The sequence below is a fragment of the Hyphomicrobiales bacterium genome (assembly GCA_039973685.1).
In the GTDB taxonomy this organism is placed as follows: Bacteria; Pseudomonadota; Alphaproteobacteria; order Rhizobiales; family JACESI01; genus JACESI01.
Genome location: JBDWKL010000002.1, coordinates 1 through 26,663, shown reverse-complemented (window position 1 = coordinate 26,663; position 26,663 = coordinate 1). Strand labels below are relative to the sequence as shown.

The 26,663-nt window shown below is 52.1% G+C and carries 24 protein-coding genes; 14 read left to right on the top strand and 10 right to left on the bottom strand.

From position 1 onward, the window contains the following. Positions 1-8 precede the first annotated feature (8 nt). Positions 9-890 (bottom strand): squalene synthase HpnC, encoded by an 882-nt coding sequence (hpnC, locus tag ABJO30_00275; GenBank protein ID MEP3231243.1) that lies wholly within the window; start codon positions 888-890, stop codon positions 9-11. Between the two features lie 111 nt (positions 891-1,001). Between hpnC and ABJO30_00270 the strand changes: the two genes are divergently transcribed. Further along, positions 1,002-2,168: a glycosyltransferase gene (locus ABJO30_00270; protein MEP3231242.1), complete on the top strand. Its 1,167-nt coding sequence runs from the start codon at positions 1,002-1,004 to the stop codon at positions 2,166-2,168. Here ABJO30_00270 and ABJO30_00265 read toward each other — a convergent pair. From ABJO30_00265 to ABJO30_00230, 8 genes are read right to left on the bottom strand one after another with little or no spacing between them, the layout of a single operon-like run. After that, positions 2,159-3,253: an NAD-dependent epimerase/dehydratase family protein gene (locus ABJO30_00265; protein ID MEP3231241.1), complete on the bottom strand. Its 1,095-nt coding sequence runs from the start codon at positions 3,251-3,253 to the stop codon at positions 2,159-2,161. The genes ABJO30_00270 and ABJO30_00265 overlap by 10 nt on opposite strands. Beyond that, positions 3,250-4,458, bottom strand: coding sequence for a hypothetical protein (locus tag ABJO30_00260; protein ID MEP3231240.1), 1,209 nt, complete (start codon positions 4,456-4,458; stop codon positions 3,250-3,252). Before ABJO30_00260 ends, ABJO30_00265 begins: the two co-directional genes overlap by 4 nt. A gap of 2 nt (positions 4,459-4,460) precedes the next feature. Next, positions 4,461-5,555 carry a sulfotransferase gene (locus tag ABJO30_00255; protein ID MEP3231239.1) on the bottom strand — a complete coding sequence of 365 codons (1,095 nt, stop codon included), beginning with the start codon at positions 5,553-5,555 and terminating at the stop codon, positions 4,461-4,463. A gap of 23 nt (positions 5,556-5,578) precedes the next feature. Continuing rightward, entirely contained in the window at positions 5,579-6,163 is a 585-nt protein-coding gene (locus ABJO30_00250) for a DsbE family thiol:disulfide interchange protein (GenBank protein MEP3231238.1), read from the bottom strand. After that, positions 6,160-6,324 carry a heme exporter protein CcmD gene (ccmD, locus tag ABJO30_00245; GenBank protein ID MEP3231237.1) on the bottom strand — a complete coding sequence of 55 codons (165 nt, stop codon included), beginning with the start codon at positions 6,322-6,324 and terminating at the stop codon, positions 6,160-6,162. Before ccmD ends, ABJO30_00250 begins: the two co-directional genes overlap by 4 nt. Before the next feature lie 5 nt (positions 6,325-6,329). Beyond that, positions 6,330-7,091, bottom strand: a complete 762-nt coding sequence (locus ABJO30_00240) for a heme ABC transporter permease (GenBank protein MEP3231236.1) — start codon at positions 7,089-7,091, stop codon at positions 6,330-6,332. 8 nt (positions 7,092-7,099) lie between these two features. After that, on the bottom strand, positions 7,100-7,708 hold the full coding sequence (locus ABJO30_00235; protein MEP3231235.1) for a TIGR04282 family arsenosugar biosynthesis glycosyltransferase: 609 nt from the start codon (positions 7,706-7,708) through the stop codon (positions 7,100-7,102). A 17-nt stretch (positions 7,709-7,725) separates the two neighbouring features. Next, on the bottom strand, positions 7,726-8,430 hold the full coding sequence (locus ABJO30_00230; protein ID MEP3231234.1) for a TIGR04283 family arsenosugar biosynthesis glycosyltransferase: 705 nt from the start codon (positions 8,428-8,430) through the stop codon (positions 7,726-7,728). A gap of 251 nt (positions 8,431-8,681) precedes the next feature. Here ABJO30_00230 and secE point away from each other — a divergent pair, with 251 nt between their 5' ends. From secE to ABJO30_00185, 9 genes are all read left to right on the top strand, one after another. Beyond that, complete coding sequence (gene secE / locus ABJO30_00225) at positions 8,682-8,870, top strand: preprotein translocase subunit SecE (protein MEP3231233.1); 189 nt, start codon at positions 8,682-8,684, stop codon at positions 8,868-8,870. Positions 8,871-8,898: 28 nt separating this feature from the next. Next, positions 8,899-9,429 carry a transcription termination/antitermination protein NusG gene (nusG, locus tag ABJO30_00220; protein MEP3231232.1) on the top strand — a complete coding sequence of 177 codons (531 nt, stop codon included), beginning with the start codon at positions 8,899-8,901 and terminating at the stop codon, positions 9,427-9,429. A 127-nt stretch (positions 9,430-9,556) separates the two neighbouring features. Further along, positions 9,557-9,985, top strand: a complete 429-nt coding sequence (gene rplK, locus ABJO30_00215; protein ID MEP3231231.1) for a 50S ribosomal protein L11 — start codon at positions 9,557-9,559, stop codon at positions 9,983-9,985. 4 nt (positions 9,986-9,989) lie between these two features. Then, positions 9,990-10,685, top strand: coding sequence for a 50S ribosomal protein L1 (gene rplA, locus ABJO30_00210; protein ID MEP3231230.1), 696 nt, complete (start codon positions 9,990-9,992; stop codon positions 10,683-10,685). Between the two features lie 318 nt (positions 10,686-11,003). Next, positions 11,004-11,522, top strand: coding sequence for a 50S ribosomal protein L10 (rplJ, locus tag ABJO30_00205; protein MEP3231229.1), 519 nt, complete (start codon positions 11,004-11,006; stop codon positions 11,520-11,522). Positions 11,523-11,570: 48 nt separating this feature from the next. Beyond that, a complete protein-coding gene (rplL, locus tag ABJO30_00200; protein MEP3231228.1) occupies positions 11,571-11,945 on the top strand; it encodes a 50S ribosomal protein L7/L12 in 375 nt (124 codons plus the stop codon). A 250-nt stretch (positions 11,946-12,195) separates the two neighbouring features. Next, entirely contained in the window at positions 12,196-16,299 is a 4,104-nt protein-coding gene (gene rpoB / locus ABJO30_00195; GenBank protein MEP3231227.1) for a DNA-directed RNA polymerase subunit beta, read from the top strand. Between the two features lie 94 nt (positions 16,300-16,393). Further along, positions 16,394-20,641, top strand: a complete 4,248-nt coding sequence (gene rpoC / locus ABJO30_00190; GenBank protein MEP3231226.1) for a DNA-directed RNA polymerase subunit beta' — start codon at positions 16,394-16,396, stop codon at positions 20,639-20,641. A gap of 167 nt (positions 20,642-20,808) precedes the next feature. Further along, the gene (locus tag ABJO30_00185) at positions 20,809-21,687 is read left to right on the top strand and encodes a DMT family transporter (protein MEP3231225.1); all 879 of its coding nucleotides are present in this window, start codon (positions 20,809-20,811) and stop codon (positions 21,685-21,687) included. On the opposite strand, the gene ABJO30_00180 is transcribed toward ABJO30_00185, so the two are convergent. After that, complete coding sequence (locus tag ABJO30_00180) at positions 21,684-22,490, bottom strand: putative rhamnosyl transferase (protein ID MEP3231224.1); 807 nt, start codon at positions 22,488-22,490, stop codon at positions 21,684-21,686. The two genes, ABJO30_00185 and ABJO30_00180, sit on opposite strands and share 4 nt — an antisense overlap. Before the next feature lie 404 nt (positions 22,491-22,894). Between ABJO30_00180 and rpsL the strand changes: the two genes are divergently transcribed. From rpsL to ABJO30_00160, 4 genes are all read left to right on the top strand, one after another. Beyond that, a complete protein-coding gene (rpsL, locus tag ABJO30_00175) occupies positions 22,895-23,266 on the top strand; it encodes a 30S ribosomal protein S12 (protein ID MEP3231223.1) in 372 nt (123 codons plus the stop codon). A 176-nt stretch (positions 23,267-23,442) separates the two neighbouring features. Then, positions 23,443-23,913: a 30S ribosomal protein S7 gene (gene rpsG / locus ABJO30_00170; protein ID MEP3231222.1), complete on the top strand. Its 471-nt coding sequence runs from the start codon at positions 23,443-23,445 to the stop codon at positions 23,911-23,913. An 83-nt stretch (positions 23,914-23,996) separates the two neighbouring features. Further along, a complete protein-coding gene (gene fusA, locus ABJO30_00165) occupies positions 23,997-26,123 on the top strand; it encodes an elongation factor G (GenBank protein MEP3231221.1) in 2,127 nt (708 codons plus the stop codon). A gap of 104 nt (positions 26,124-26,227) precedes the next feature. Beyond that, the coding region (locus ABJO30_00160; GenBank protein MEP3231220.1) for a GTP-binding protein at positions 26,228-26,663 on the top strand (436 nt) is incomplete at its 3' end.

Here is a 26,663-nt window from a genome sequence, read left to right as displayed (position 1 = left end):
GAATTAAACTAGCGTTTTTGCACGTGGAAGATAAGACGCATCAATCCGTAAAAGCCTGCAACGGCAAAATCAAGCTTTGTAAGCTTTACACGGGTCGCCAGAGGATCACCTGTTCGTAATCGGGCATGGAGTTTGTGGGCTAAGCGCACGATCACGGTTGATTCGGCGGCCAGTCGGCGGCTTTTGAGGCGAGGTGCCAAATCGCGACATAACGCCAACAACGGCTCACAACCATCAAGACATTGGTCAAGCACATGGCGAAGCGTTGGCGGCGTGTGATTGCCATCTAAGACATCCGCGTTAATGCCTTGCGCTTCCAGCCAATCCGACGGCAGATAAACGCGGTCGATTTCGTGCTTGTCTTTACCGCAATCTTGCAGGTGGTTTAAAATTTGAAGCACTGTGCAAAGAGCATCTGAGTTTTTAAATCCAGCATTGTCTTCCCCATGTAGGTCCAGCAAAAAGCGACCAACGGGATCAGCAGACATGGTGCAATAATCAATCAGCTCGTCCCAAGTCTTATAACGGTTTTTCAAGACATCTTGGCGGAAGGCATCAATCAGCTTGCGTCCGCGCTCCAACGGCACTTCACAAGCATTCAGGCTAGCGTGAAGCTTGGTCGCTTTCTGCGTGCCATCTACCGCCATATCAGGTGTCATGAGGGCTGTCTCAAAGGCTGTGAGGCGTGCAATTTTATCGTCGGCTGCAAGATCAGTGTCATCGCTAATATCATCACCTGCACGGGCGAAATCATAATAAGCGGCCACATGAGGGCGCAACTCTTTGGCGATCAAAAACGAGCCGACAGGAAAGTTCTCATCGCCAGCACCTTTGCCGGATGAAGCTTCGATCGTTTCATTCAACAATTTTGAAGCGCCTGTTTCAGACATTTGTCGTCGTCCTCTTGAAATATTATTTCCCTGTTTAGTGATTGCAGCGGCGCTTGACAACCAAAGCGCGATGGACTTGATCAAATACCAGTAATCACCATATGGAAAACTATGACGTTTTTAGATTTTATCATCTTTGTGACAGGGCTTTCTTGTGCAATTTGGATCTACCTATTGGTCTTTCATCATCGTTTTTGGTTATCCAATCAGGTGTTGAAAGCCAGCGCTCCTTTGCGCGATGAGGAATGGCCTGATGTAGTCGTTATTATTCCCGCGAGGAATGAAGCAGAAACAATTGAGGCGGTTGCAAAGAGACACCTTGAAAATGAATACCAAGGCCAGCTTGATCTGATTGTTGTTGATGACCAATCAAGCGATGGAACAGGAGACCTTGTTCGCGCCCTTGGCAGCAACCGCGCTCATGTGATTGAGGGCAAAGATTTGCCCGATGGTTGGTCCGGTAAATTGTGGGCGGTGAATAATGGGCTCGTGGCTGCCAAAGAAATTGCACCCAAGGCTAGCTATGTCTTGCTAAGTGATGCGGACATTGAACACGCGCCCGGTACTTTATCCAAGCTTGTCTCTAAAGCCGTGCAAGAAGAGCAGGCGATGGTTTCCATCATGGCAATGCTTGATGCACGTGGATTTTGGGGTGGGCTGTTGATGCCTGCTTTCATCTTCTTTTTTCAAAAGCTCTATCCCTTTCCAGCCATCAACCATCCTGCCTCAAAAATTGGCGGGGCAGCGGGTGGTTGCATGTTGATTGAGCGCAAGGCACTGGATGAGATCGGCGGCGTTGAGACAATCAAGGGCGATTTGATTGATGATTGCGCGCTGGGCAAAGCATTGAAAGACCCCAACGGCGCGAAACGTTCTACATGGCTCGGTTTTGATGATGGTGTCGTCAGTCTGCGCGATAATCGCGAGCTGCATACGATTTGGAAAATGGTGGCCAGAACGGCCTTTACGCAACTTCGGTTTTCAAGTCTTTTGCTGCTTGGTTCTGTCATCGGCATGGCGCTGACGTATCTTGTGGCGCCTATGGTATTCCTGACATTGTCACTGCATGGATCGATATTAGCGTCCACACTCGGTGCATTAGCTTATGTCGGTATGACTTTGGCTTATACACCGACACTGCGCCGCTATAAGAAGTCACCCTTATGGGCGCTCATCCTGCCGCTATCAGCAATTGTCTATATGATGATGACGATCTCATCGGCCTTGAACCATTGGCGGGGCCGAGGTGGTGCTTGGAAGGGTCGGACTTATTCTTGATCCTGAGAGGGGGTGTCACCATCCTCTTGATCTGTTTCGTGATCTGTCTCTTGGCCCGTTTCTTCTTCGAATTCATCAAACGCGGGTACTGAGCGGTTGAGGTGTCCGTTTTTTGATAGCCACGACAAGGCTTCGATCAAAGCATCATCGAGTGGGGTCAAGTCCATATCAAAACTTGCCTGAGCTTTGGTTGCATCAAACACCAGCTTTCGCCCCGCAAAGCGCACGCCCGAAAACGGTGCTTTAGGCGGTCGCTTCAAGAATTTGCATAAGATTTTTTCTTCAATGAAAGAAGCAATCAGCGCAAGGCTAAACGGAACCTGACGTTTTGGCATATCAATGCCTGTAAGCTGTTCAAGATGCACTAAGAAGTCATCCATTCTCCAATTTTTACCAGAGAGTAAATAGCGGTTTGCCGGTTGCCCTTGTTCGCCTGCTTGCACGATGGCTTTTGCTAGCAGCTGCACATCAATGAAATTGATTAGTTGGTCAAGCGTTGCAGGGATATTGCCGTTGACCAAATCACGCAGCAGGCCGGTTGGTGCCGTCATGTTGTGATCGCCTGCACCGATTGGAGCAGAAGGCATTACCACGATGGTATCAATCAAAAACTTTGCGTCCATCACCACCCGTTCGCCCCGTCGTTTAGAACGGGCATAAGCACCAAAAAGGTCGGCGGGTTCTCCAATGTCATCGTCTGCCACTGAGCGCTCATTGCGGCTGGCTGACCCTGTGATGGCGGTGACGAAGCTTGAACAATGAACAAAACGATCGGCTTTCGCATTAAGAGCGGCCTGTAGCACCGTGCGCGTGCCTTCTACGTTGACAGTCTGATAGGCGCTTTCATCCGGCATCCATAAGGATGTTAGGGCGGCAAGGTGGTAGACGGTTTTTACATCATCCATTGCAGCTTGCATGATGGGCGCATCTAAGATGTCGGCTTCAATGCGTTCTGCCCCATCTTCTGGCGCATTTTCAAAAGAACGATCTACAGCGCGCACTTGGTAACCACCTTGCAGCAATTCACGCACGAGATGACGACCAACAAAACCGTTTGCACCAGTGACAAGAACAAGTTCGTTCATGATGTCTGCCTTCCGTTACAAACAAGAAGGCCTTTGTCACCCACACTGCCAAGCACCAGTTTGCCAGCGGTTTGCACGGCGATGGAGGCTGCCGAATAAAGGCGCCCTGAGGGGTCGTCGAATAGGGTCAAAACTTGAGTGCCAGTTACTTTTTGAATGCGGGATGGGGCGTATTTTTTCCAGCCGTATCGATAAAGGGCAAGCTTGAACAGGCTGGGGTGAACGGCCACTTGGATTATACCTGGTTTGCCGACATTGAGATTGTCTGGACTACCATCAAGCTTCACAACATCTCGGCGGTCAGTCTTTGGAAAATAGCGCAATTGATTGGCGCGGGTTTCTGCAACAACGAGGAAGTTGTTGTCACCGAGAGGACGATCTTTGAACTGAATGCCAATACCATTGGGAAAGGCAAGCTTCTCTGCTGATTTAAAAATTGGGTAGGCATCAACCTTATCAGCAAAGCGCAATGGCTGGGCCGAAACTGATCCAGCCTTCATGCCTGTGATGTTTTCAAAATGCGCCGCAATACCTTCGCAATAACGGCGATCAAGTGTTGTCCACTGGCGGGCTTGGAAATTTAGACTGTTGTGCGGGTTTAATGGTGACTGATCGATGTTCCCGTAAACTGGTTCTTTCGCTGCGATTGCCGCTTCGCTCAAATTGGCAAGGACAAGGTCATTGGCGCGGCAAAAAGAACCAGCAATTTTCTCTGGTGCAAAGGCAGTTTTGCCTTTGAGCAAGAACGTATAAATTGTCGGCGCATTTATCGTCGTATCGTTTTTTGTTTCATACGAACGATTGACGAAAGCAACTTTCACAAAATCATTCTTCAAATGCACCGCATCCACACCATGTGGGCGCAAGCCGCCGGGGAACGTGTCGAACAGGGACGAAACTTTGATTTCCTTCTCACCAAGCTGCTTGGCAGGAACAATGTAAATGCCGCCTTCGGGTGGCGTGCCATTGTCAGTGGTTGAGCGGCGATCATAGGCGGTTACCAGAAGGTCTCCACCAGGTAGTTTTGCCATATCCTCAGCACCTATAACCGAAAGGCCTGTGTTGCTATCTGTGAGCGTCAGGCGATGGCATTGCTCATGGGAGTAGATGGCATTTTCGATTTTTTCAGAACAACTGGCAAGCAGCACAAGAAGCGCAAAAGGCGCTGTCTTCTTGATCCGTTTTATTGTTGCCCCCCGTCTCATTTTTAGCCAATAACCTCAGGTCGTTGATAGTCCCATTTCTTGATGAAATGAGCACATCGTTCTTCCACGTTGGCGGCCATCTCGGGTGATCCTTTGAAGGCGTTCTTCTTGTATGATTTCACAGAGCCAAGATAGTTGTCAAAGGCAGGCTTTGCAGTATCGAAACCGTCCAGTTGCAAGGTCGAATAGATTTTCTCTAGCGAACCGATAGGGTCTGCGCTCAACGTGTCATATCCAATTTCGACAAAATCAGGGGCGGTGAAGTCTGCGGTCTCACGCTCAAAGCGACGCATCATCTCATCATAAGTTTTAAGCACCGTCTCATCCACGTCCACATGATCAAACTCTTGCAGCGCGAAGACGGGCAGGAGTTTGTGGTAGAAATTTCGCATCGACAAATACACCTCAAATGGATTGCGGTGAATGTGGATGAATTTTGCATTGGGGAAGATGCTTTTCAAAAACTGCGGGCAGCCCGTATAGACTGGGTTTTTGATGAGCAGTTGCTTGCCTTGCTGCTTTGCAAGTTTGCGCATGAAATGGGTGAATGCATATTCGCGGCTTGCGCGTTCTTCGTCATTCCATTGATCTGGCCAAAGACCGCGATTGAGTTCTTGGTCAAACGTCTTTGGAAAATAGATCGCATGATAAAATGAGATCGGGGTCATGCTGGCAAGGGCGATTTCATCTTCTTGCGGCGCGTCAGGGGTGACGGGGATTGCGTCAATATAACGATCACGCGGTATCGTACGCTCTAGCAAGGGGCGCAGCGTTTTGATGATGGAAAACATATCCCACGGCAAGCCCACGGTGATTGGGTCCACATAACCAAATTGGTCAGATTTCACCATGGTGTTGTAAAGGTGCGTCGTGCCTGAGCGCCAATGGCCGAGGATGAAAATTGGTGCTGGCATTTCGTCTAGTGCGGGAAGCTTTGGCTCAACCAACATTTTTTCAAGCGCAGAAATCGGCGAGCGACCAAGGGCAGCGCCCCAAATGCCAGCCGTCTTCAATCTGTTGCCAGCGCTCGGCCATCCACCTCTGGAAAAGACATGCGCGAGTGTTTTTAAATCTGCACCGCAAAGGGGATGTGACATCTAATCGTCTCGACTGGTGTTGTTTATTGTTTTTTGCTCAACGCCCGCTCTATAGCGGGAACAAGTTCATCCTGTAACCGACTTGCGGTGATTGGGCCAATAAACTTGTGAACAATAGTGCCCGATTTATCGACCACGAAAGTTTCTGGCACGCCGTAAACACCAAAATCTATGCCGACCCGTCCGCTATGGTCAGCTCCGACGGCATCATAAGGGTTGCCAAGTTCGTCCAAAAACGCGCGGGCTTTTTCGTCAGTATCTTTGTAGTTCAACCCGTAAATGGTGAGGTGCTTGTTTCTGCTCAGGGCCTCCACAAAAGGATGCTCAGCACGGCAAGGTGCACACCACGATGCCCACACATTGATGAGGGTTAGCTTGTTATCCTTGGCGCTTTCACTGGAGAAGCTCGGAAAATCGGTGCCTTCAAGGGCTGTCAATTCAAAGGCTGGAACACTTTTGCCGATGAGGGCTGAAGGGACATCTGAATTATTGCGCCCACTGATAAGCTGTAAGAAGAACAGACCTGCAAGCCCCAAGAACAAAATGATAGGTAGCAAGGCAAAAAGGGATGGGCGCTTAGATTTGGCGGGTTTTGGCGTGTTGGTCATGAGTTATTCGCATCCTGCCGCGTAATGCCCGCGTCTTCGAGTTTCTTCAATGTTGCCTTTTGCTTTGCGCGGTCAATTAGTACCCAGATAATAAGGCCAATCATAACGGTAGCAGTAATTGCATAAGCGGCGGTAACGAAGCCAAGTTGTCCTGTAAACATCTCAATTACTCCGCTGGCTCGGCCATCATATGAGGCGCGCTTTGGTTTGCAATCCGGCTTTGTAGGGAGCGGATACGGCGTCTCATAATTTCATTGCGCATAGCAATCATATGCAGCGATAAAAAGATAAAGCTGAAAGCGAAAGCCATTACCAAAAGTGGGATCAAAATATCAGGATGTATCGCAGGGCCGTCCAGACGAAGCACGCTTGCTGGTTGGTGCAATGTGTTCCACCAATCCACTGAAAACTTGATGATTGGAATATTCACGAAGCCAACAAGGATCATAACGGATGTAATTTTCGCAGCCTTTGCCGGTTCATCAATCACGCGCCACAAGGTGATGAGGCCTAAGTAGATGATGAAAAGCACCAACACAGAGGTGAGGCGGGCATCCCATATCCACCACGTTCCCCATGTCGGTTTGCCCCAGATAGAGCCTGTGACCAATGTCAAAAACGCAAAGGCAGCACCAAGTGGCGCGATGGCCTTAGCGGAGACGTCAGCAAGTGGGTGCTTCCAAACCAAGGTGCCAATCGCAGATAATGTCATCAACGTATAGGAGAACATGGAGAGCCATGCAGATGGCACATGAATGAACATGATGCGAACGGTTTGGCCCTGTTGATAATCTTCTGGCGCGACGAACAGAGCGAGGTAAAGTCCCCAAAGTGACAGCACCACTGCCAATGAAATGAAAATTGGCAGCAACACGCCAGACAGCTTTAGAAAGCGCGTTGGGTTCGCATATTTTGTTACAATGCCCATTAAAGGTCTCAACGTCCCGTGTTGGTTTTCTGCCAAGCAGCCAAATCAGCGCCTGTGTCTATATCATCTAAGGTGGAGATATAACCAACCTTCCATTGTTTGGGTAGGGTGGCAACGCTTTGTTGAAGTGCTTGTGATGTCGACCATTCAATATTCTTCAAAAAGTGAGAAGGTGTATTGGATAATCTTTTGAGACCAATCAACCAGTAGCCGCCATCATCACAGGGGCCAAACACGGCATCATTGCTGTGCAGCGCTTTGAACGCTTCATCGATATAGGCTGGTGAAATGTCTGGAATATCGCTGCCAATAATAAGCGTTGGTCCAATGTCTTGGTGATTGAGCGCTCGCGCCATCTTAGCACCAAGATCGCCATGGCCTTGTGGCATAAGCGCCAAATCACCAAAATGCGGGCCTATACATTCATAAATTGCGTTATCTGGCGTAAGGGCAACAGATAGCTTGATCGAAGGCATCGTCTTCAAACGTCCCAAAACACGGCTTAGATTGTTGCGATAAAACCGGAGCGTCTCAACTTTGCCAATGTCACGCGCAAGGCGGGTTTTACCACAGCCATAGCGTGGGGGACGGGCAAACAAGATGACGTGTCGGTGCATAAGCGAGTATTTCGATACTAGTAGAGTTTAGCAATCAAGCGCGGTGGTACTTTGAGCCAAAACAAAAACAGATAAAACAAGTTCTTTGTTGAACGCCAACGATAACCGTCGCGCAAAAACTTGTCTGCACTGGTTACAGCATCAGCTTCAAGGTTGATGAGCGCATTTTCCCCATGCGTTTTCGTGATTCTGCGTACGAGTTCGACATCTTCCATGATGGGTATCGCTGCATAGCCTCCCAGCGCTGCCAAGAAATCGCGATGGATGAGGAGACCTTGATCGCCATAGGGCAGGGCAAATTTCTTGCATCGCCAAGCCACGGTGTCTTCCAACTTTGCAGCTAGCGGGCTGTCTTCATCTAATTTGAAACGAAAATATCCAGCGCGCTGTCGATTCGCTGGATCTTCCATAAAGCGATCGATAGCATCGATTGCCTGTTGATCAAGCAGCGTATCGGCATGAAGAAACAAAAGCCAATCGGTTGTTACAGCCTCAGAACCAGCTTTTAACTGCGGCCCACGACCTTTTGCTGTTTGGATTAATGTTGCCCCATATTCTTTGGCAATGTCGCATGTTGTGTCACTAGAGCCGCCATCTGAGATAATGATGGTTTCTAATGTAGCCAAGCATTCAAGCGTTTTTTCAAGACAATGCGCGGCATTATAAGTTGGAATAACCACTGAAACTGATGGTATATGATGAGTAGTTTCAGGGTTGGCCACGGTGGTTTTTCATCTTAAGTAGAAGGTTGAGGAGAGGGCTTTTTTCTATTTCCTATTGAAATATGCGATATTTATCACGATTTCTACTCCTATGCCCCTTGAGAATTTTCATAACACAGATTAGAACCACATGACTTTCAAGGGCGCGCGAGCTGGACAAATCTGCTTTCGCGCCCCTAATTCGTCGGCAAAGCAAACGAAATCAAGCGTTTATTTGTCGCTCAACGCAAGCAAGCAGGACTTAGCCCGTGATGAACCCGTTTAAATTTTTGCAAGAAGTGCGAACGGAAACGTCTAAAGTTGTGTGGCCTTCACGCAATGAGACGATGATTACCACCGTTATGGTGTTGATTATGGTGTTTTTCGCATCCTTGTTCTTCTTGTTGATCGATCAAATCCTCGGTTGGGGTATCGGTCATTTGTTGAGCATTGGACGTTAGAGCTGACGAAGTGATGCGGAGACTATAAATGGCCAAGCGCTGGTACATTGTGAATGCCTACTCAAACTTTGAAAAAAAGGTCTGTGAGGCGATTCTAGAAAAAGTTGCGAAGAAGGGGCTCGATCATCTTGTTGAAGATGTGATTGTTCCAACTGAAAAAGTGGTTGAAGTGCGTCGCGGTCGTAAGGTCGATTCTGAGCGCAAATTCTTCCCAGGTTACGTTTTGGTTCGCATGGAACTAACAGACGAAACCTTCCACCTGATCAAAGATACTCCGAAGGTTACGGGTTTCTTGGGTAATGATTCTAAGCCTGCACCAATTTCAGACGCTGAAGCAGAGCGCATTTTGGTTCAGGTGCAAGAGGGCGTTGATCGTCCTAAGTCGGCCATCGTCTTTGAAGTAGGCGAGAAGGTCAAAGTGTCTGACGGTCCATTCTCAGACTTCGACGGTTTCGTTGAAGAGGTGGATGAAGATCGCGAACGCTTGAAAGTTACAGTTTCTATCTTCGGTCGGGCAACGCCTGTCGAATTGGAATATAATCAGGTTGCAAAACTCTGATTATTCGCTGGCCCTTTGAGGCTGGCAAACTGTGTGGAAAGTGAGGGCGCTTCGCCGGCGTCTCAAGCTGCACCACGCAGGCTCTTAAAACGAAACGCTGATTATAAAATCAGCAAAGGAGTATATCATGGCGAAGAAAATTGATGGATACCTGAAACTTCAGGTTCCTGCTGGTTCGGCAACGCCGTCCCCGCCCATCGGTCCAGCTCTAGGTCAGCGCGGTCTGAACATTATGGAGTTCTGTAAAGCGTTCAATGCGCAGACACAGGAAATGGAAAAAGGCGCACCAGTGCCTTGCACGATCACAATCTACCAAGACAAGTCTTTCACATTTGAGATGAAGACGCCTCCGGCATCTTTCTTGATCAAGAAAGCAGCGAACATCAAATCTGGTTCACAAACACCAGGTCGCGGTACTATTGCCTCTATTACGAAGGCTCAAGTGCGCGAAATCGCTGAAGCAAAAATGAAAGACCTAAACGCATTCGATATTGAAATGGCAATGCTTCAAATCGAAGGCTCAGCTCGCTCTATGGGCATCGCGGTGGAAGGCTAACGACATGGCAAAACTTGGTAAAAGAACACTCAAAGCTCGTGAAGGCGTTGATAAAAACGTTGAAGTAGCGATTGCTGAAGCTGTGAAAATGGTCAAAGAACGCGCAACAGCGAAATTTGACGAAACAATCGACATCGTAATGAACCTCGGCGTTGACCCACGTCACGCAGACCAAATGGTTCGTGGCGTATGTAACTTGCCAAACGGTACTGGTAAAACAGTACGCGTTGCAGTTTTTGCTCGCGGCGATAAAGCTGACGAAGCGAAAGCAGCGGGTGCAGATATCGTTGGTGCTGAAGACCTTATGGAAGAAGTGCAAAAGGGCAATATCAACTTTGACCGTTGTATCGCCACACCAGACATGATGCCAATCGTTGGTCGTCTGGGTAAAGTGCTTGGTCCACGTAACCTTATGCCAAACCCAAAAGTCGGCACAGTAACACCAGATGTTACCAAAGCTGTTGGTGAAGCTAAGGGCGGTGCTGTTGATTTCCGTGTTGAAAAAGCCGGTATCTTGCACGCAGGCGTTGGCAAAGCGAGCTTCACTGAAGCTGCTCTTCTAGAAAACATCAAAGCCTTTACAGACGCAGTACAAAAAGCCCGCCCAACAGGCGCAAAGGGTACTTTTGTTGAGCGTGTTGGTCTCTCATCTACGATGGGTCCAGGCGTAAAGGTTGACGTTTCAAGCCTCAGCGCTTAAACGTCCTCTCGACTTTTCCAAAGGTGGCTTTTGCTGCCTTTGGATTTTAGACAAGATTTCGATCTTGTCGCCCCTGTCCGAGATTGCAGGTGGAGACACGGTTTTATCCCGTGCTCTTTAAGCCAAATGGGCCCGCATGAGATAGGTGACAAACAATTTTTCTGCTTCATGCAGATTTAGCGTTTGAACCTAAATTCCTCCAATCACCCCGTGTGATGTGAGGCGACAGGCTAAACCGTCGGTTTGGCCCCCGTGCTAAGCCGGCTCATGCCCCGGACTGGTTGATGCTTAGTCAACTCGTCTCAAAGGAGAAAAGCAGTGGAAAGAGCACAAAAATCAGAGCTCGTCGCAGACCTCAATACCGTTTTCAATGAAAGCGGCGCTGTAGTTGTGGCCCACTATTCTGGCCTTACAGTTGCGCAAATGTCCGAACTTCGGACCAAAATGCGTGCAACAGGTGCCAGCGTAAAAGTGGCGAAAAATCGCCTCGTAAAGCTTGCTCTTAAAGGCACGGATGCAGAACACATCGACGGCTTGTTTACAGGCCCGACAGTGATCGCCTATTCAGACGATCCAGTTTCTGCACCTAAGATTGCCGTCGAATTCGCTAAGAAGAACGAAGACTTCGTTATTCTCGGTGGAGCGATGGGTGAAACCAATCTTAATCCAGACGGCGTTAAAGCTCTTGCAGCTCTACCGTCACTTGATGAACTGCGCGGCAAAATTGTTGGTCTACTTCAAGCACCAGCAGGAAAAATCGCACAGGTTGTCAACGCACCAGCAGGTCAGCTTGCTCGTGTGGTTGGAGCGTATGCCTCTAAAGATGAAGCGGCTTGAGGCCGACTCTTAAAAAACTAATTGGTTCAAATCTAAAGGAAATACAAAATGGCTAACCTAGATCAAATCGTTGAGGATCTCTCAGCACTTACAGTTTTGGAAGCTGCTGAGCTTTCAAAAATGCTCGAAGAAAAATGGGGCGTTTCTGCTGCAGCACCTGTTGCTGTTGCTGCTGCACCTGGTGCAGGCGGTGGCGAAGCTGCTGAAGAGAAAACTGAATTTGACGTAATTCTTGCTGGCGCAGGCGACAAGAAAATCAACGTGATTAAAGAAGTTCGCGGCATCACAGGTCTTGGCCTGAAAGAAGCGAAAGACCTCGTTGAAGGCGCGCCTAAAGCAGTTAAAGAAGGCGTTTCTAAAGAAGAAGCAGAAGAAATCAAAGGCAAGCTTGAAGCTGCCGGCGCTTCTGTAGAAGTTAAGTAAGCTTAGGCTTATTGGCTCTATAGGGCTAAAAATTGAGGTGCGCTTGATGAATTTCAAGCGCACCTATTTCTGTCTTATTTGATGGATATCTAATTTTGCGGTTGATTCTCGAATGTCCCTGTTTTAAAGGGCTATTCGACAATCGACTGATTTGGTTTTGTTGTGCAGTGGTGTAGAGCGGCACGAACGGCAGCAAAATATAACCAAACTGATCCTAACGCTCAATGGATCGGCTTTACTAGGAGTGAAAATGGCTCAGGCATTTTCAGGTCGCAGACGTCTTCGTAAGTTTTTCGGTAACATCACAGAAGTAGCAGAAATGCCAAACCTCATTGAGGTTCAAAAGGCATCTTATGACCAGTTTCTGCAAGTGGCATCTCAGCCAGATGGTAGCCGGATCGAAGAAGGTCTAGAGGCCGTCTTTAAATCTGTATTCCCGATTTCTGATTTTTCAGGCGGATCACTGCTCGAATTCGTATCTTACGAATATGAAGCACCAAAGTATGACGTTGAAGAATGTCGCCAGCGTGGCATGACATATTCAGCGCCACTTAAAGTGACGCTTCGCCTTATCGTGTTTGATATTGATGAAGATACAGGCGCGAAATCAGTCAAAGACATTAAAGAGCAAGACGTCTACATGGGCGACATGCCATTTATGACGGGCAATGGTACATTTGTCGTGAACGGCACCGAGCGTGTTATCGTCTCACAAATGCACCGTTCACCGGGCGTGTTCTTTGACCATGATAAAGGTAAAACGCACTCTTCTGGTAAACTCTTGTTCGCCTCACGGATCATTCCTTACCGTGGTTCATGGCTTGATATTGAGTTTGACGCAAAAGACATCGTGCACGCACGTATCGACCGTCGTCGTAAGCTTCCTGTCACAACACTCTTGTATGCCCTTGGTTATGACCCTGAGAGCGTCTTAGCTGAGTATTACAACACAGTGACATACACACGCTCTGGTGAAGGCTGGCGCATCCCGTTTGATGGCAACACACTTAAAGGTCAAAAGGTCACTGTTGATCTGATTGACGCTGATTCAGGTGAAGTTGTTGTTGAAGCTGGTAAGAAGATTACAGCCCGTACAGTAAAACAGCTTGATGAGAAGGGCGTTAAAGCGCTTCAAATCGAGAATGATGATCTGATTGGCCGCTATGTATCTGTTGACATGATCAACATGGAAGATGGCGCGATCTTTGCTGAAGCTGGCGATGAGATCGACGTAGACAATCTCGAAGCTATGACTGAGCATGGCATCGACGAGTTGGTTCTTCTCGACATCGACCACGTGAATATTGGCCCTTACCTACGCAACACACTTGCCGTTGATAAGAATGATAACCGCGAAGGTGCATTGTTCGATATCTACCGCGTAATGCGCCCAGGTGAGCCACCGACAATTGATACAGCTGAAGCCATGTTCCAGTCGCTCTTCTTTGATGCAGAGCGCTATGACCTTTCTGCTGTTGGTCGTGTGAAAATGAACATGCGTATGTCTTTGGACGCAGAAGACACAGTTCGTGTCCTTCGCAAAGAAGACATCACAGAAGTTGTTCGCACGCTTATCGATCTTCGTGATGGTCGCGGTGAGATCGACGATATTGATAACCTCGGCAACCGCCGCGTTCGCTCTGTTGGCGAATTGATGGAAAATCAATACCGTGTTGGTCTGCTTCGTATGGAGCGTGCCATTAAAGAGCGCATGTCTTCTGTCGAAATCGACACTGTGATGCCGCAGGACTTGATTAACGCGAAACCAGCTGCTGCTGCAGTTCGTGAATTCTTCGGTTCTTCGCAATTGTCACAATTTATGGACCAAACCAACCCGCTTTCAGAGATCACGCACAAGCGTCGTCTTTCAGCGCTTGGGCCTGGTGGTCTAACACGCGAACGTGCTGGTTTTGAAGTGCGCGATGTGCACCCAACTCACTACGGTCGTATTTGTCCGATTGAAACACCTGAGGGTCCAAATATTGGCCTGATCAACTCGCTCGCAACATTTGCCCGCGTCAACAAGTATGGCTTCATCGAAAGCCCATACCGTAAAGTTGTCGATGGTGCGGTGACTGAGGAAGTGATTTACCTCTCCGCAATGGAAGAGGCGAACTATACGGTTGCTCAGGCGAACGCTCCTTTGGATGAGAACTTCAAGTTCATCAATGAAACGGCTCAGTCGCGTCATGCTGGTGAAGTTTTGATTTCTCCAATTGAGAACATCGACTTGATGGACGTTTCACCGAAACAGCTCGTATCGGTTGCGGCTTCTCTCATTCCATTCCTAGAAAACGATGATGCGAACCGCGCTTTGATGGGTTCAAACATGATGCGTCAGGCTGTGCCGTTGGTACGTGCTGAAGCACCATTCGTTGGTACGGGTATGGAAGCGGTTGTAGCGCGCGATTCTGGTGCTGCTATTGGCGCCCGTCGTGCTGGTATTGTTGACCAAGTGGATGCGACACGTATCGTTATCCGTGCGACTGAGGATCTTGATCCTTCTCGTCCAGGTGTTGATATTTACAGCCTACAAAAGTTCCAACGTTCAAACCAAAACACTTGTATCAACCAGCGACCACTCGTTCGCATGGGTGACCGCGTGACCAGAGGCGATATCATCGCAGACGGTCCGTCAACAGATCTTGGTGATTTGGCGCTTGGCCGTAACGCTCTCGTGGCGTTTATGCCTTGGAATGGCTACAACTACGAAGATTCAATCTTGCTTTCTGAGCGTATTGTTCGTGATGACGTCTTTACTTCGATCCACATCGAAGAATTTGAAGTTATGGCGCGTGATACGAAGCTTGGACCGGAAGAAATCACACGTGATATTCCAAACGTATCTGAAGAGGCTTTGAAAAACCTCGATGAGGCGGGCATCGTTTACATCGGTGCGGAAGTAACAGCTGGTGACATTCTGGTTGGTAAGATCACACCAAAAGGCGAAAGCCCGATGACACCGGAAGAAAAACTTCTTCGTGCCATCTTTGGTGAGAAAGCTTCCGACGTTCGCGATACATCACTGCGTGTTCCTCCTGGAGACACAGGGACAATCGTTGAAGTTCGTGTATTCAACCGCCACGGCGTTGAAAAAGACGAACGTGCGATGTCTATCGAGCGTGAAGAAATTGAAAGCCTCGCGAAAGACCGTGATGACGAACAAGCGATCCTCGATCGTAACGTTTACTCACGTCTATCCGATACATTGACTGGTAAAACAGCAATTGGCGGTCCAAAAGGCTTCAAGAGCGATACCAAGCTTACAACTGAGCTGATGGAAGAATACCCACGCAGCCAGTGGTGGCAGTTTGCCTTCTCTGATGAGAAGTTTATGGGCGAACTCGAAGCACTTCGTGGTCAGTATGATGATAGCCGTAAATTGCTAGAGCAGCGCTTCATCGACAAGGTTGAGAAACTACAGCGTGGTGACGAATTGCCGCCAGGCGTGATGAAGATGGTTAAAGTCTTCGTTGCGATTAAGCGTAAGATTCAGCCAGGTGATAAAATGGCTGGCCGTCACGGCAACAAAGGTGTGGTTTCAAAAATTGTACCTGTTGAAGACATGCCGTTCCTCGATAATGGTGAGCACGTAGACGTGGTTCTAAACCCGCTCGGCGTTCCATCACGGATGAACGTTGGTCAGATCCTCGAAACCCACCTTGGTTGGGCCTGTGCTGGCATGGGTCACAAGATTGGCGATATGCTTGACGAATACAAGCAGTCAGGTGATCTGGCACCAGTTCGTAAAGAGATCGAAGATCTTTATGGCGGCTCTGTCAAAAATGAGAAGGTTTCTGAATATTCAGATGAAGAAATCGAACTCGTTGGTGAGCAATTGTCTCATGGTGTTTGCATCGCGACACCAGTCTTTGATGGCGCACGTGAACCTGATGTTGTCAAAATGTTGGAAGACGCAAACTTGCATAAGTCTGGTCAGTCTATCCTTTATGATGGCCGCACAGGTGAACAGTTCGACCGTCCAGTGACAGTTGGCTACATCTACATGCTGAAACTGCACCACCTCGTGGATGACAAAATTCACGCCCGTTCGATTGGCCCTTACTCGCTTGTTACCCAGCAGCCGCTTGGTGGTAAAGCTCAGTTCGGTGGTCAGCGCTTCGGTGAGATGGAGGTCTGGGCTCTGGAAGCTTACGGCGCTGCATACACCCTGCAGGAGATGCTGACTGTGAAATCGGATGACGTGGCCGGACGGACCAAGGTCTATGAAAGCATCGTCAAAGGCGAAGACAACTTCGAAGCCGGTATTCCGGAATCGTTCAACGTACTTGTGAAAGAGGTACGCGGTCTTGGCCTGAACATGGAACTCCTGGACGCGGAGGAAGACGAGTGAGGCACGCGCCGGGGTTTTCATAAACCCCGGACCGTTTCCTGAAGCAGGAAACACCTCACTCCCTCCGCTTTCGAGACTTATCTAAGGATTTAAGATGAACCAGGAACTGACAAACAACCCGTTCAACCCCGTCGCGCCGATGAAGACGTTCGACGAAATCAAGGTCTCTCTGGCATCGCCAGAGCGGATCCTGTCGTGGTCGTTCGGTGAAATCAAGAAACCCGAGACCATCAACTACCGGACGTTCAAGCCAGAGCGTGACGGCCTGTTCTGCGCGCGTATCTTTGGCCCGATCAAAGACTACGAATGCCTGTGCGGTAAATATAAGCGCATGAAGTATCGCGGCGTTGTCTGCGAAAAATGTGGTGTTGAAGTCACGCTGCAAAAGGTCCGTCGCGAGCGTATGGGCCACATCGAGCTGGCGTCGCCTGTTGCGCACATCTGGTTCCTCAAGTCGCTGCCATCGCGCATCGGCCTGATGCTGGACATGACCCTGCGCGATCTGGAACGTGTTCTTTACTTTGAAAACTACGTTGTGATCGAACCCGGTCTGACAGACCTCACCTATGGTCAGATGATGACCGAGGAAGAGTATATGGACGCGCAGGATGCCTATGGCATGGACGCGTTCACCGCCAATATCGGTGCCGAAGCGATCCGCGAAATGCTGGCCGCCATCGACCTGGAAGCCGAAGCGGACCAGCTGCGTGCCGATCTGAAAGAGGCGACCGGCGAACTGAAACCCAAAAAGATCATCAAGCGTCTGAAAGTCGTTGAATCCTTCCTCGAGTCCGGCAACCGGCCCGAGTGGATGATCATGACCGTCATTCCGGTGATCCCGCCAGAGCTGCGCCCGCTGGTGCCGCTGGACGGTGGCCGTTTCGCGACGTCGGATCTGAACGACCTGTATCGCCGCGTGATCAACCGGAACAACCGCTTGAAGCGTCTGATCGAACTGCGCGCACCTGACATCATCGTCCGCAACGAAAAGCGGATGTTGCAGGAATCCGTCGATGCCTTGTTCGACAACGGCCGTCGCGGCCGCGTCATCACTGGTGCCAACAAGCGCCCGCTGAAGTCGCTGTCCGACATGCTGAAAGGTAAGCAAGGTCGCTTCCGTCAGAACCTTTTGGGTAAGCGCGTCGACTTCTCCGGTCGTTCGGTCATTGTGACCGGCCCCGAGCTGAAGTTGCACCAATGCGGTCTGCCCAAGAAGATGGCGCTCGAGCTGTTCAAGCCGTTTATCTACTCGCGTCTTGAAGCCAAAGGTCTGTCTTCCACTGTGAAGCAAGCCAAGAAGTTGGTGGAAAAAGAGCGTCCCGAAGTGTGGGACATCCTCGACGAAGTGATCCGCGAACACCCCGTCATGCTGAACCGTGCGCCTACCTTGCACCGTTTGGGCATTCAGGCGTTCGAGCCGGTACTGATCGAAGGTAAAGCGATCCAGCTTCACCCGCTGGTCTGTTCCGCCTTTAACGCTGACTTTGACGGCGACCAAATGGCTGTGCACGTGCCGCTTTCGCTGGAAGCACAGCTGGAAGCACGCGTCCTGATGATGTCGACGAACAACGTTCTGTCGCCTGCAAACGGCGCGCCGATCATCGTTCCGTCGCAGGATATGATCTTGGGTCTGTACTACACGACCTTGGAACGCGAAGGCATGCCGGGCGAAGGCATGGTGTTCGGCTCTGTCGAGGAAGTCGAGCACGCGCTTGGTGCCGGTGCGATCCACCTGCACTCCAAGATCAAGGCGCGGATCAAACAGATCGATGCCGAAGGCAACGAGGTGATGAAGCGTTACGACACCACGCCGGGCCGTATCCGCCTTGGCGCGTTGCTGCCGCTGAACGCCAAAGCGCCGTTCGATCTGGTGAACCGTCTGCTGCGTAAGAAAGAAGTGCAGCAGGTCATCGATACGGTCTACCGCTACTGTGGTCAGAAAGAATCCGTTATCTTCTGTGACCAGATCATGACCATGGGCTTCCGTGAAGCTTTCCGTGCCGGCATTTCCTTCGGTAAGGACGACATGCTGATCCCGGAAACCAAGTGGACCTTGGTGGACGAAACGCGCGAGCAGGTTAAAGACTTTGAACAGCAGTACATGGACGGCCTGATCACTCAGGGTGAAAAGTACAACAAAGTCGTCGATGCCTGGTCCAAGTGTAACGACAAGGTCACCGACGCGATGATGGGGGCCATTTCGGCCGAACGTCGCAACGATGACGGCGCGGTGATGGAGCCGAACTCGGTCTACATGATGGCGCACTCCGGTGCGCGTGGCTCGGTCACACAGATGAAACAGCTGGGCGGGATGCGCGGTCTGATGGCGAAGCCGAACGGCGACATCATCGAGACACCGATTATCTCGAACTTTAAAGAAGGTCTGACCGTTCTGGAGTACTTTAACTCCACCCACGGTGCCCGTAAGGGTCTGTCGGATACCGCTTTGAAAACAGCGAACTCGGGTTACCTGACCCGTCGTCTGGTGGACGTGGCACAGGATTGTATCGTTCGTATGCATGACTGTGGCACCGAAACCGCGATCACGGCTGAAGCGGCTGTGAATGATGGTGAGGTTGTCTCTTCGCTGGCGGAACGTCTGTTGGGTCGCGTTGCGGCGGATGACATCCTGCGCCCCGGGACCGACGAAGTGTTGGTGCCTGCGCAGACTGTGATCGACGAACGTCTGGCTGACATTATCGACGAAGCGGCTGTTCAATCCGCACGGATCCGCAGCCCGCTGACCTGTGAGGCCGAAGAGGGCGTCTGCGCCATGTGCTATGGTCGTGACCTTGCACGCGGTACGCTGGTGAACCAAGGTGAAGCTGTCGGCATTATCGCTGCTCAGTCGATTGGTGAACCCGGCACGCAGCTGACCATGCGTACATTCCACATTGGTGGTGTTGCGCAGGGTGGCCAACAGTCCTTCCTCGAGGCATCGCAGTCCGGTAAGGTTGTGTTCGAGAACGCTCAAACCCTTGAGAACGCCGCAGGCGAGATCATGGTAATGGGCCGGAACATGAAGCTTGCCATCGTCGATGATAACGGCGACGAGCGTGCCAGCCACAAGGTTGGCTACGGGACCAAGCTGTTCGTCAAGGAGGGTCAGTCGATCCTGCGCGGCGACAAGCTGTTCGAATGGGACCCCTACACGCTGCCGATCATCGCGGAGAAATCCGGTATGACCAAGTTCGTCGACCTGACGTCGGGGATCGCGGTCAAGGATGAAACCGATGATGCAACCGGTATGACACAGAAGATCGTGATCGACTGGCGTGCAGCACCCAAAGGCAATGAGCTGAAGCCGGAAATCATTCTGGTGGATGCCGATGGCGAGCCGGTCCGCAACGATGCGGGCAACCCGGTGACCTACCCAATGTCCGTTGATGCCATTCTGTCCGTTGAGGACCAGACTGAAATCAAGGCCGGTGACATCGTTGCGCGTATCCCGCGCGAAGGTGCCAAGACCAAGGATATTACCGGTGGTCTGCCACGTGTTGCGGAACTCTTTGAGGCACGTCGCCCCAAAGACCACGCGATCATCGCCGAGATCGACGGGTACGTCCGCTACGGTAAGGACTACAAAAACAAGCGTCGTATCTCGATCGAGTCGTCCGAGGATCCGGATCACAAGGTCGAATACATGGTGCCTAAGGGTAAGCACATTCCCGTTGCGGAAGGTGACTTTGTCCAGAAGGGCGACTACATCATGGACGGCAACCCTGCGCCGCATGACATCCTCGCGATTATGGGTGTCGAAGCGCTGGCTGACTACATGATCGACGAAGTGCAGGATGTTTATCGTCTGCAGGGCGTTAAGATCAACGATAAGCATATCGAAGTGATCGTGCGTCAGATGTTGCAGAAGTGGGAAGTCCAGGACAGCGGTGATACCACCCTGTTGAAAGGCGAACACGTCGACAAGCAAGAATTCGACCAGGCCTGTGCCAAAGCGCTGTCCAAAGGCGGGCGCCCTGCGCAGGGCGAACCGATCCTGCTGGGGATTACCAAGGCGTCGCTGCAAACACGCAGCTTCATCTCGGCGGCGTCCTTCCAGGAAACCACACGCGTTCTGACCGAAGCATCGGTTCAGGGTAAGCGCGACAAGCTGGTTGGCCTGAAAGAGAACGTCATCGTGGGCCGTCTGATCCCAGCCGGTACCGGTGGTGCGACGCAGCAGATGCGCAAGGTTGCGACAGATCGTGACAACGTGGTCATCGAGGCCCGTCGCGAAGAAGCCGAAGCCGCAGCACGTCTGGCCGCGCCAGAGCCTACAGCCGACGATGTTGTTGGTGGCGATGTCTTCGACAACGTCCCCAGCGACGACGAAAGCCGCAGCTAAGCCTAGGCTTGAAACCTGACCAACAGAGCCCCCGCCGAGAGATCGGCGGGGGTTTTTCGTTGTGGGGCAGGGGGATGAAATAGCGTCGAAAATTTGCGCCGGTGGGCTGGTTTTCCACCGCGGCTTGCGCCAATGATAAGCCAACCTAACAAACGGAAAGCCACCCGATGTCGCCAAACCTTGCCGGAGCACTTTTCATGATGGGCTCTATGGCGGCCTTTGTGTTGAACGACACGATGACCAAGACCACGGGCGGGGCGGTGCCCCTGTTCCAGCTGCTGTTCTTGCGCGGTGTGATCTCTATCTCGTTGATCGTTATGCTGTGGGGGCGGCTCGGCCCGATGCATCTGCGTCTAAGCCGGCGCGATTGGAAGCTGGTCGCAATCCGGTCTGGTGCCGAAGTCGGAGCGAGCTTTTTCTTCGTGACCGCCTTGTTCAATATGCCCTTGGCGAACCTCAGCGCCATTCTGCAATCCCTGCCGCTGACGGTGACTTTGGGCGCTGCGCTGGTCTATCGCGAAAAGGTCGGCTGGCGGCGCTTCTCTGCGATCCTTGTGGGGTTCTTCGGTGTGATGCTGATCGTCAAGCCGGGCACCGAGGGCTTCAACATCTGGTCGATCTACGCGCTGATCGCGGTGTTCTTTGTCACCGTGCGCGACCTCAGCACCCGCCGTCTGTCGAAAGAGGTCCCGTCGATGACCGTGACCTTCGCCGCTGTGCTGGCCGTGACGGGGTTTTCGACCTTCGCGCAGTTCACCACGCCGTGGGCTCCGGTCTCTTCCGCGCATTGGGTCGCCATTACGGCGGCCGCGGTCTTTGTGCTGATGGGGTATTATTTCAGCGTGCAGACGATGCGGGTGGGCGACGTATCGTTCATCGCGCCGTTCCGCTACACAGGGTTGATCTGGGCGCTTATTCTCGGGTGGTTGGTGTTCGGCGACTGGCCGGTGCCGTCAACACTCGCTGGGGCATCTATCGTCGCTGCGACGGGGCTGTTCACACTCTACCGTGAACGCATCACCACCCGCCCGTTGCCACCGCTTTAACCTTTGGCAAAGACGCGGCGCACAGTGTCGATGTCGATGGCAAAGCGGTCCTTGAACAGGATCTCTTCCTCGGTGCTGAGTGGGGATAGGTCGACCGCCCGTGCATTCTTTTGGCGTGAATCGTTAAATCCATTGTGGCCGCGGACATACATCGCAGGGTCGGGAAAGCTGAGCGCTGGCATGAAGCGGGGCAGCTTGTCATGGGCAAAGTTCATGATCGTAAGCGGACACCCCGCGTTCACGAACATTGCCAACGCCGCGGTGTAGAAGGGCCGGAACGACGGGGTCGCCGTGATACCATCTGCACCGAACTCGGCCACGTAGCCCTTGTTCCAATCAAGCGCGACGGATTTGTGCTGGACCAGTAGCGGGGCGGCGTCATCAACAGCTTTACGCAGCTTGGCCACGAAATCGACCGCAATTGCGTCGTCGTCATCAAAGCGGAATTGCACACAGGGTTCAGAGCGCGCGTGGCGGGCCTTGTTCAGAATTTCCTTCATCACCTCGCGGTGAGGGCGCGGCGGCTCTACCACAATCCGCGCTTGGGGCAGGGGGGCGAGCAAGGCCTTTAGCCGTTCCAGATGGACAGGGGGAAAGCGATCGCCGACCAGCACGATCATCTCGAAATCCGGGTCTGTTTGCGCCATCAGGCAGGGCAGGGCGACGGTTTCGAACAGGCGGAACCTTTCCTCAAGCCGCGCGGGATCATAAAGGTAGGCGATGCGATCAGCGGTGGTGTCATGCCCGACCTGAAACCCGCCAAGCGCCGGATAGGAAAAGCGGCATAGCCCAAGTACCTGCATCGTGATCCGCCCTGTCCGAATAATGTGGCATAAATATGCGCGGTAGCCGGGGTGTCTTGCAAGGTGGAATACCCGTTTGGCGTGCCGTGGGCGGCTTGGGGGCGGGGGCTGTTGACAGCGTGGACGACTCTGCCTATACGCCCCTTATCTCGGATGCGGGGGTCGCCCTGCTTTGCCGACATCATATCTACTGTGGTCACGATCCGGTCTACTGCTGACTCGATCCTCTGTTACCCCACCGCTTCGTTTTCCTCGGTACGGGAACGCTGCGGTGATTTTGCTTTGCGCCAGTGGTGTAGGGCGAAAGATAGGCTTCGTGGACGTGCGAAGTGACCGAATTTGAAACCGCACTGGGGTCCGCCCCGCTGCACCACTTATGTGAGCTAAACGGGGATAAAACCGGAATGCCAACGATCCAACAGCTGATCCGCAAACCGCGCCAGCCTAAAATCAAACGTTCGAAATCCATGCACCTGCAAGAATGCCCGCAAAAGCGCGGCGTTTGTACACGTGTTTACACCACCACACCTAAGAAGCCGAACTCGGCCATGCGTAAGGTTGCCAAAGTGCGCCTGACCAACGGTTTCGAAGTCATCAGCTACATCCCGGGTGAATCGCACAACCTGCAAGAACACTCCGTTGTTCTGATCCGCGGCGGCCGTGTAAAAGACCTTCCCGGTGTGCGCTACCACATCCTGCGCGGTGTTCTCGATACGCAAGGCGTTAAAGACCGTAAGCAGCGTCGCTCCAAATATGGTGCAAAGAAGCCAAAGTAATTTGGGTCGGTATGGGATCGCGTATCGCGGATACACGATGCCGGATCCCGCCGCCCGCCATGTTTTCCCGTAAGGGAGTGAGCCGAGTAAGACTGAGCGCCGGACGATCGGGGTGCAATATGCACCAGACGCACTGGACCAAACCTGCCTCGGCAACTGACAATTAGGAGCTTTAAATGTCACGTCGTCACGCCGCTGAAAAACGCGAAGTACTGCCAGACGCCAAGTACGGTGATCTGGTTCTCACCAAATTCATGAACAACCTGATGATCGACGGTAAGAAGTCGGTTGCGGAGCGTATCGTTTACAACGCGATGAACCGTGTTGAAGACAAAATCAAACGCGCGCCCATCGAAGTCTTCCACGAAGCGCTGGACAACATCAAGCCGTCCGTCGAAGTGCGTTCGCGCCGCGTTGGTGGTGCCACCTATCAGGTTCCTGTCGAAGTGCGCCCCGAGCGTCGCGAAGCACTGGCGATCCGCTGGTTGATCAAAGCGTCCCGCGCCCGCAACGAGAACACCATGGAAGAGCGCCTTGCCGGTGAGCTTCTGGACGCTGTTCAATCGCGCGGTACTGCTGTTAAGAAGCGCGAAGACACCCACAAGATGGCCGACGCGAACAAAGCGTTCAGCCACTACCGCTGGTAATTCGGGCGGCATAAGCCGTTCCCGTCGCGTCCCACCCCGGGGCGCGATTTATCCGTTTCAGATATATTCGAGGAAGCAGCCCAATGGCACGCGACTATCCGCTCTCACGCTACCGCAATTTCGGCATCATGGCCCACATCGACGCAGGCAAAACCACCTGCTCCGAACGGATCCTGTTTTACACTGGTAAGTCCCACAACATCGGCGAAGTGCACGACGGTGCCGCCACGATGGACTGGATGGAGCAGGAGCAGGAACGCGGTATTACAATTACCTCCGCTGCGACGACGACTTTCTGGCAGCGCCAGGAAGAGCCAACAGCCGACGCGACATCCGACACCAAGTACCGGATGAACATCATCGACACCCCCGGCCACGTTGACTTCACCATCGAAGTTGAACGTTCGCTGGCCGTTCTTGACGGCGCGGTTGCTGTTCTTGACGCCAACGCCGGTGTTGAGCCCCAGACCGAAACCGTTTGGCGCCAAGCGGACCGCTACAAGGTTCCACGCATCGTTTTCGTCAACAAAATGGACAAAATCGGCGCTGACTTCTTCAACTGCGTGAAGATGATCAAAGACCGTACCGGTGCGACACCTGCGCCGATCCAAATTCCGATCGGTGCCGAAACCGAGCTGGAAGGCATGATCGATCTGGTTACCATGAAAGAATGGGTATGGGCCGGTGAAGATCTTGGCGCGAGCTGGGAACAACGCGAAATCCGTGCCGAGTTGAAAGACCTGGCCGACGAATGGCGCGCGCATCTGATCGAGACTGCGGTCGAGATGGATGACGAAGCCATGGAAAACTACCTGATGGACGGCGCAGAGCCTGACGTCGACACCCTGCGCGGTCTGATCCGTAAAGGGACACTGGCGATCAAGTTCATCCCCGTACTCTGCGGCTCCGCGTTCAAAAACAAAGGTGTTCAGCCTCTGTTGAACGCTGTAATCGACTATCTGCCATCCCCGATGGACGTTGTTGACTACATGGGCTTCAAACCAGGCGACGAGACAGAGACCCGTAACATCGCACGCCGTGCGGATGACGACATGGCCTTCTCCGGTCTGGCGTTCAAAATCATGAACGACCCCTTTGTTGGCTCGCTGACCTTTACCCGCATCTACTCCGGTGTGCTGAACAAGGGCGACACGCTCTTGAACTCCACCAAAGGTAAGAAAGAGCGCGTCGGTCGTATGATGATGATGCACTCCAACGATCGTGAAGAAATTCAAGAAGCGTTCGCGGGCGACATCATCGCGCTGGCAGGTCTGAAAGACACAACAACCGGTGACACGCTTTGCGCCGTCAACGACCCTGTTGTACTTGAAACAATGACCTTCCCCGATCCGGTTATCGAAATCGCGGTTGAGCCCAAAACCAAGGCTGACCAAGAGAAGATGTCCACCGGTCTGGCGCGTCTGGCTGCAGAAGACCCCTCCTTCCGCGTTGAAACGGATCTGGAATCCGGTCAGACCATCATGAAGGGCATGGGCGAACTTCACCTCGATATTCTGGTGGACCGTCTGCGTCGTGAATTCAAAGTTGAAGCGAACATCGGTGCGCCTCAGGTTGCCTACCGCGAGACCATCTCGCGCGAAGCAGAAATCACCTACACCCACAAGAAGCAGTCCGGTGGTTCCGGTCAGTTCGCTGAGGTGAAGATGATCCTGATGCCAACCGAGCCAGGCGAAGGCTATTCCTTCGAGAGCCGCATCGTTGGTGGTGCCGTTCCGAAAGAATACATTCCGGGCGTCGAAAAAGGGATCAACTCGGTCATGGACTCCGGTCCTTTGGCGGGCTTCCCGGTCATCGACTTCAAGGTTGCTCTGATCGACGGTAAATTCCACGACGTTGACTCCAGCGTTCTTGCGTTCGAAATCGCGGCCCGTATGGGTATGCGCGAAGGCATGCGTAAAGCTGGTGCGAAACTGCTCGAACCGATCATGAAAGTCGAAGTTATCACTCCTGAGGATTACACAGGCGGGATCATCGGCGATCTGACATCGCGTCGCGGTCAGGTTCAGGGTCAGGACACACGCGGGAACGCAATCGCGATCGACGCACAGGTGCCGCTGGCCAACATGTTCGGCTACATCAACACGCTGCGTTCGATGTCGTCGGGTCGTGCGAACTTCACCATGCAGTTCTCGCACTACGAACCTGTTCCGCAGAACATCTCTGACGAGATCCAAGCGAAATTCGCGTAACTGGCGCGTTGCAATAACTGGGACGGCGGGGATAACCCCGCCCTACCCAAACCGTAGGGTGGGTGTTCAACCCACCGCCCAATTTGAAAACCAAGGAGGCCACCATGGCTAAGGCAAAGTTTGAACGTAATAAACCACACGTTAACATCGGTACCATTGGTCACGTCGACCACGGCAAAACCACGTTGACCGCGGCGATCACCAAGTACTTCGGCGACTTCCGCGCCTATGACCAGATTGACGGCGCGCCCGAAGAAAAAGCACGCGGCATCACCATCTCGACCGCACACGTTGAGTATGAGACCGAAGGCCGTCACTACGCCCACGTCGACTGCCCAGGCCACGCTGACTATGTGAAAAACATGATCACCGGTGCGGCGCAGATGGACGGCGCGATCCTGGTTGTGAACGCAGCTGATGGCCCCATGCCACAGACCCGCGAGCACATTCTGCTGGGCCGTCAGGTCGGCATCCCCGCCATGGTTGTCTACATGAACAAAGTAGACCAGGTGGACGATGAAGAGCTGCTGGAACTGGTTG

Coding starts and splice junctions, on each gene's coding strand:
- hpnC (MEP3231243.1), bottom strand. CDS start 890: ATGTCTGAAACAGGCGCTTCAAAATTGTTGAATGAAACGATCGAAGCT.
- ABJO30_00270 (MEP3231242.1), top strand. CDS start 1,002: ATGACGTTTTTAGATTTTATCATCTTTGTGACAGGGCTTTCTTGTGCA.
- ABJO30_00265 (MEP3231241.1), bottom strand. CDS start 3,253: ATGAACGAACTTGTTCTTGTCACTGGTGCAAACGGTTTTGTTGGTCGT.
- ABJO30_00260 (MEP3231240.1), bottom strand. CDS start 4,458: ATGAGACGGGGGGCAACAATAAAACGGATCAAGAAGACAGCGCCTTTT.
- ABJO30_00255 (MEP3231239.1), bottom strand. CDS start 5,555: ATGTCACATCCCCTTTGCGGTGCAGATTTAAAAACACTCGCGCATGTC.
- ABJO30_00250 (MEP3231238.1), bottom strand. CDS start 6,163: ATGACCAACACGCCAAAACCCGCCAAATCTAAGCGCCCATCCCTTTTT.
- ccmD (MEP3231237.1), bottom strand. CDS start 6,324: ATGTTTACAGGACAACTTGGCTTCGTTACCGCCGCTTATGCAATTACT.
- ABJO30_00240 (MEP3231236.1), bottom strand. CDS start 7,091: ATGGGCATTGTAACAAAATATGCGAACCCAACGCGCTTTCTAAAGCTG.
- ABJO30_00235 (MEP3231235.1), bottom strand. CDS start 7,708: ATGCACCGACACGTCATCTTGTTTGCCCGTCCCCCACGCTATGGCTGT.
- secE (MEP3231233.1), top strand. CDS start 8,682: ATGAACCCGTTTAAATTTTTGCAAGAAGTGCGAACGGAAACGTCTAAA.
- nusG (MEP3231232.1), top strand. CDS start 8,899: ATGGCCAAGCGCTGGTACATTGTGAATGCCTACTCAAACTTTGAAAAA.
- rplK (MEP3231231.1), top strand. CDS start 9,557: ATGGCGAAGAAAATTGATGGATACCTGAAACTTCAGGTTCCTGCTGGT.
- rplA (MEP3231230.1), top strand. CDS start 9,990: ATGGCAAAACTTGGTAAAAGAACACTCAAAGCTCGTGAAGGCGTTGAT.
- rplL (MEP3231228.1), top strand. CDS start 11,571: ATGGCTAACCTAGATCAAATCGTTGAGGATCTCTCAGCACTTACAGTT.
- rpoB (MEP3231227.1), top strand. CDS start 12,196: ATGGCTCAGGCATTTTCAGGTCGCAGACGTCTTCGTAAGTTTTTCGGT.
- rpoC (MEP3231226.1), top strand. CDS start 16,394: ATGAACCAGGAACTGACAAACAACCCGTTCAACCCCGTCGCGCCGATG.
- ABJO30_00185 (MEP3231225.1), top strand. CDS start 20,809: ATGTCGCCAAACCTTGCCGGAGCACTTTTCATGATGGGCTCTATGGCG.
- ABJO30_00180 (MEP3231224.1), bottom strand. CDS start 22,490: ATGCAGGTACTTGGGCTATGCCGCTTTTCCTATCCGGCGCTTGGCGGG.
- rpsL (MEP3231223.1), top strand. CDS start 22,895: ATGCCAACGATCCAACAGCTGATCCGCAAACCGCGCCAGCCTAAAATC.
- rpsG (MEP3231222.1), top strand. CDS start 23,443: ATGTCACGTCGTCACGCCGCTGAAAAACGCGAAGTACTGCCAGACGCC.
- fusA (MEP3231221.1), top strand. CDS start 23,997: ATGGCACGCGACTATCCGCTCTCACGCTACCGCAATTTCGGCATCATG.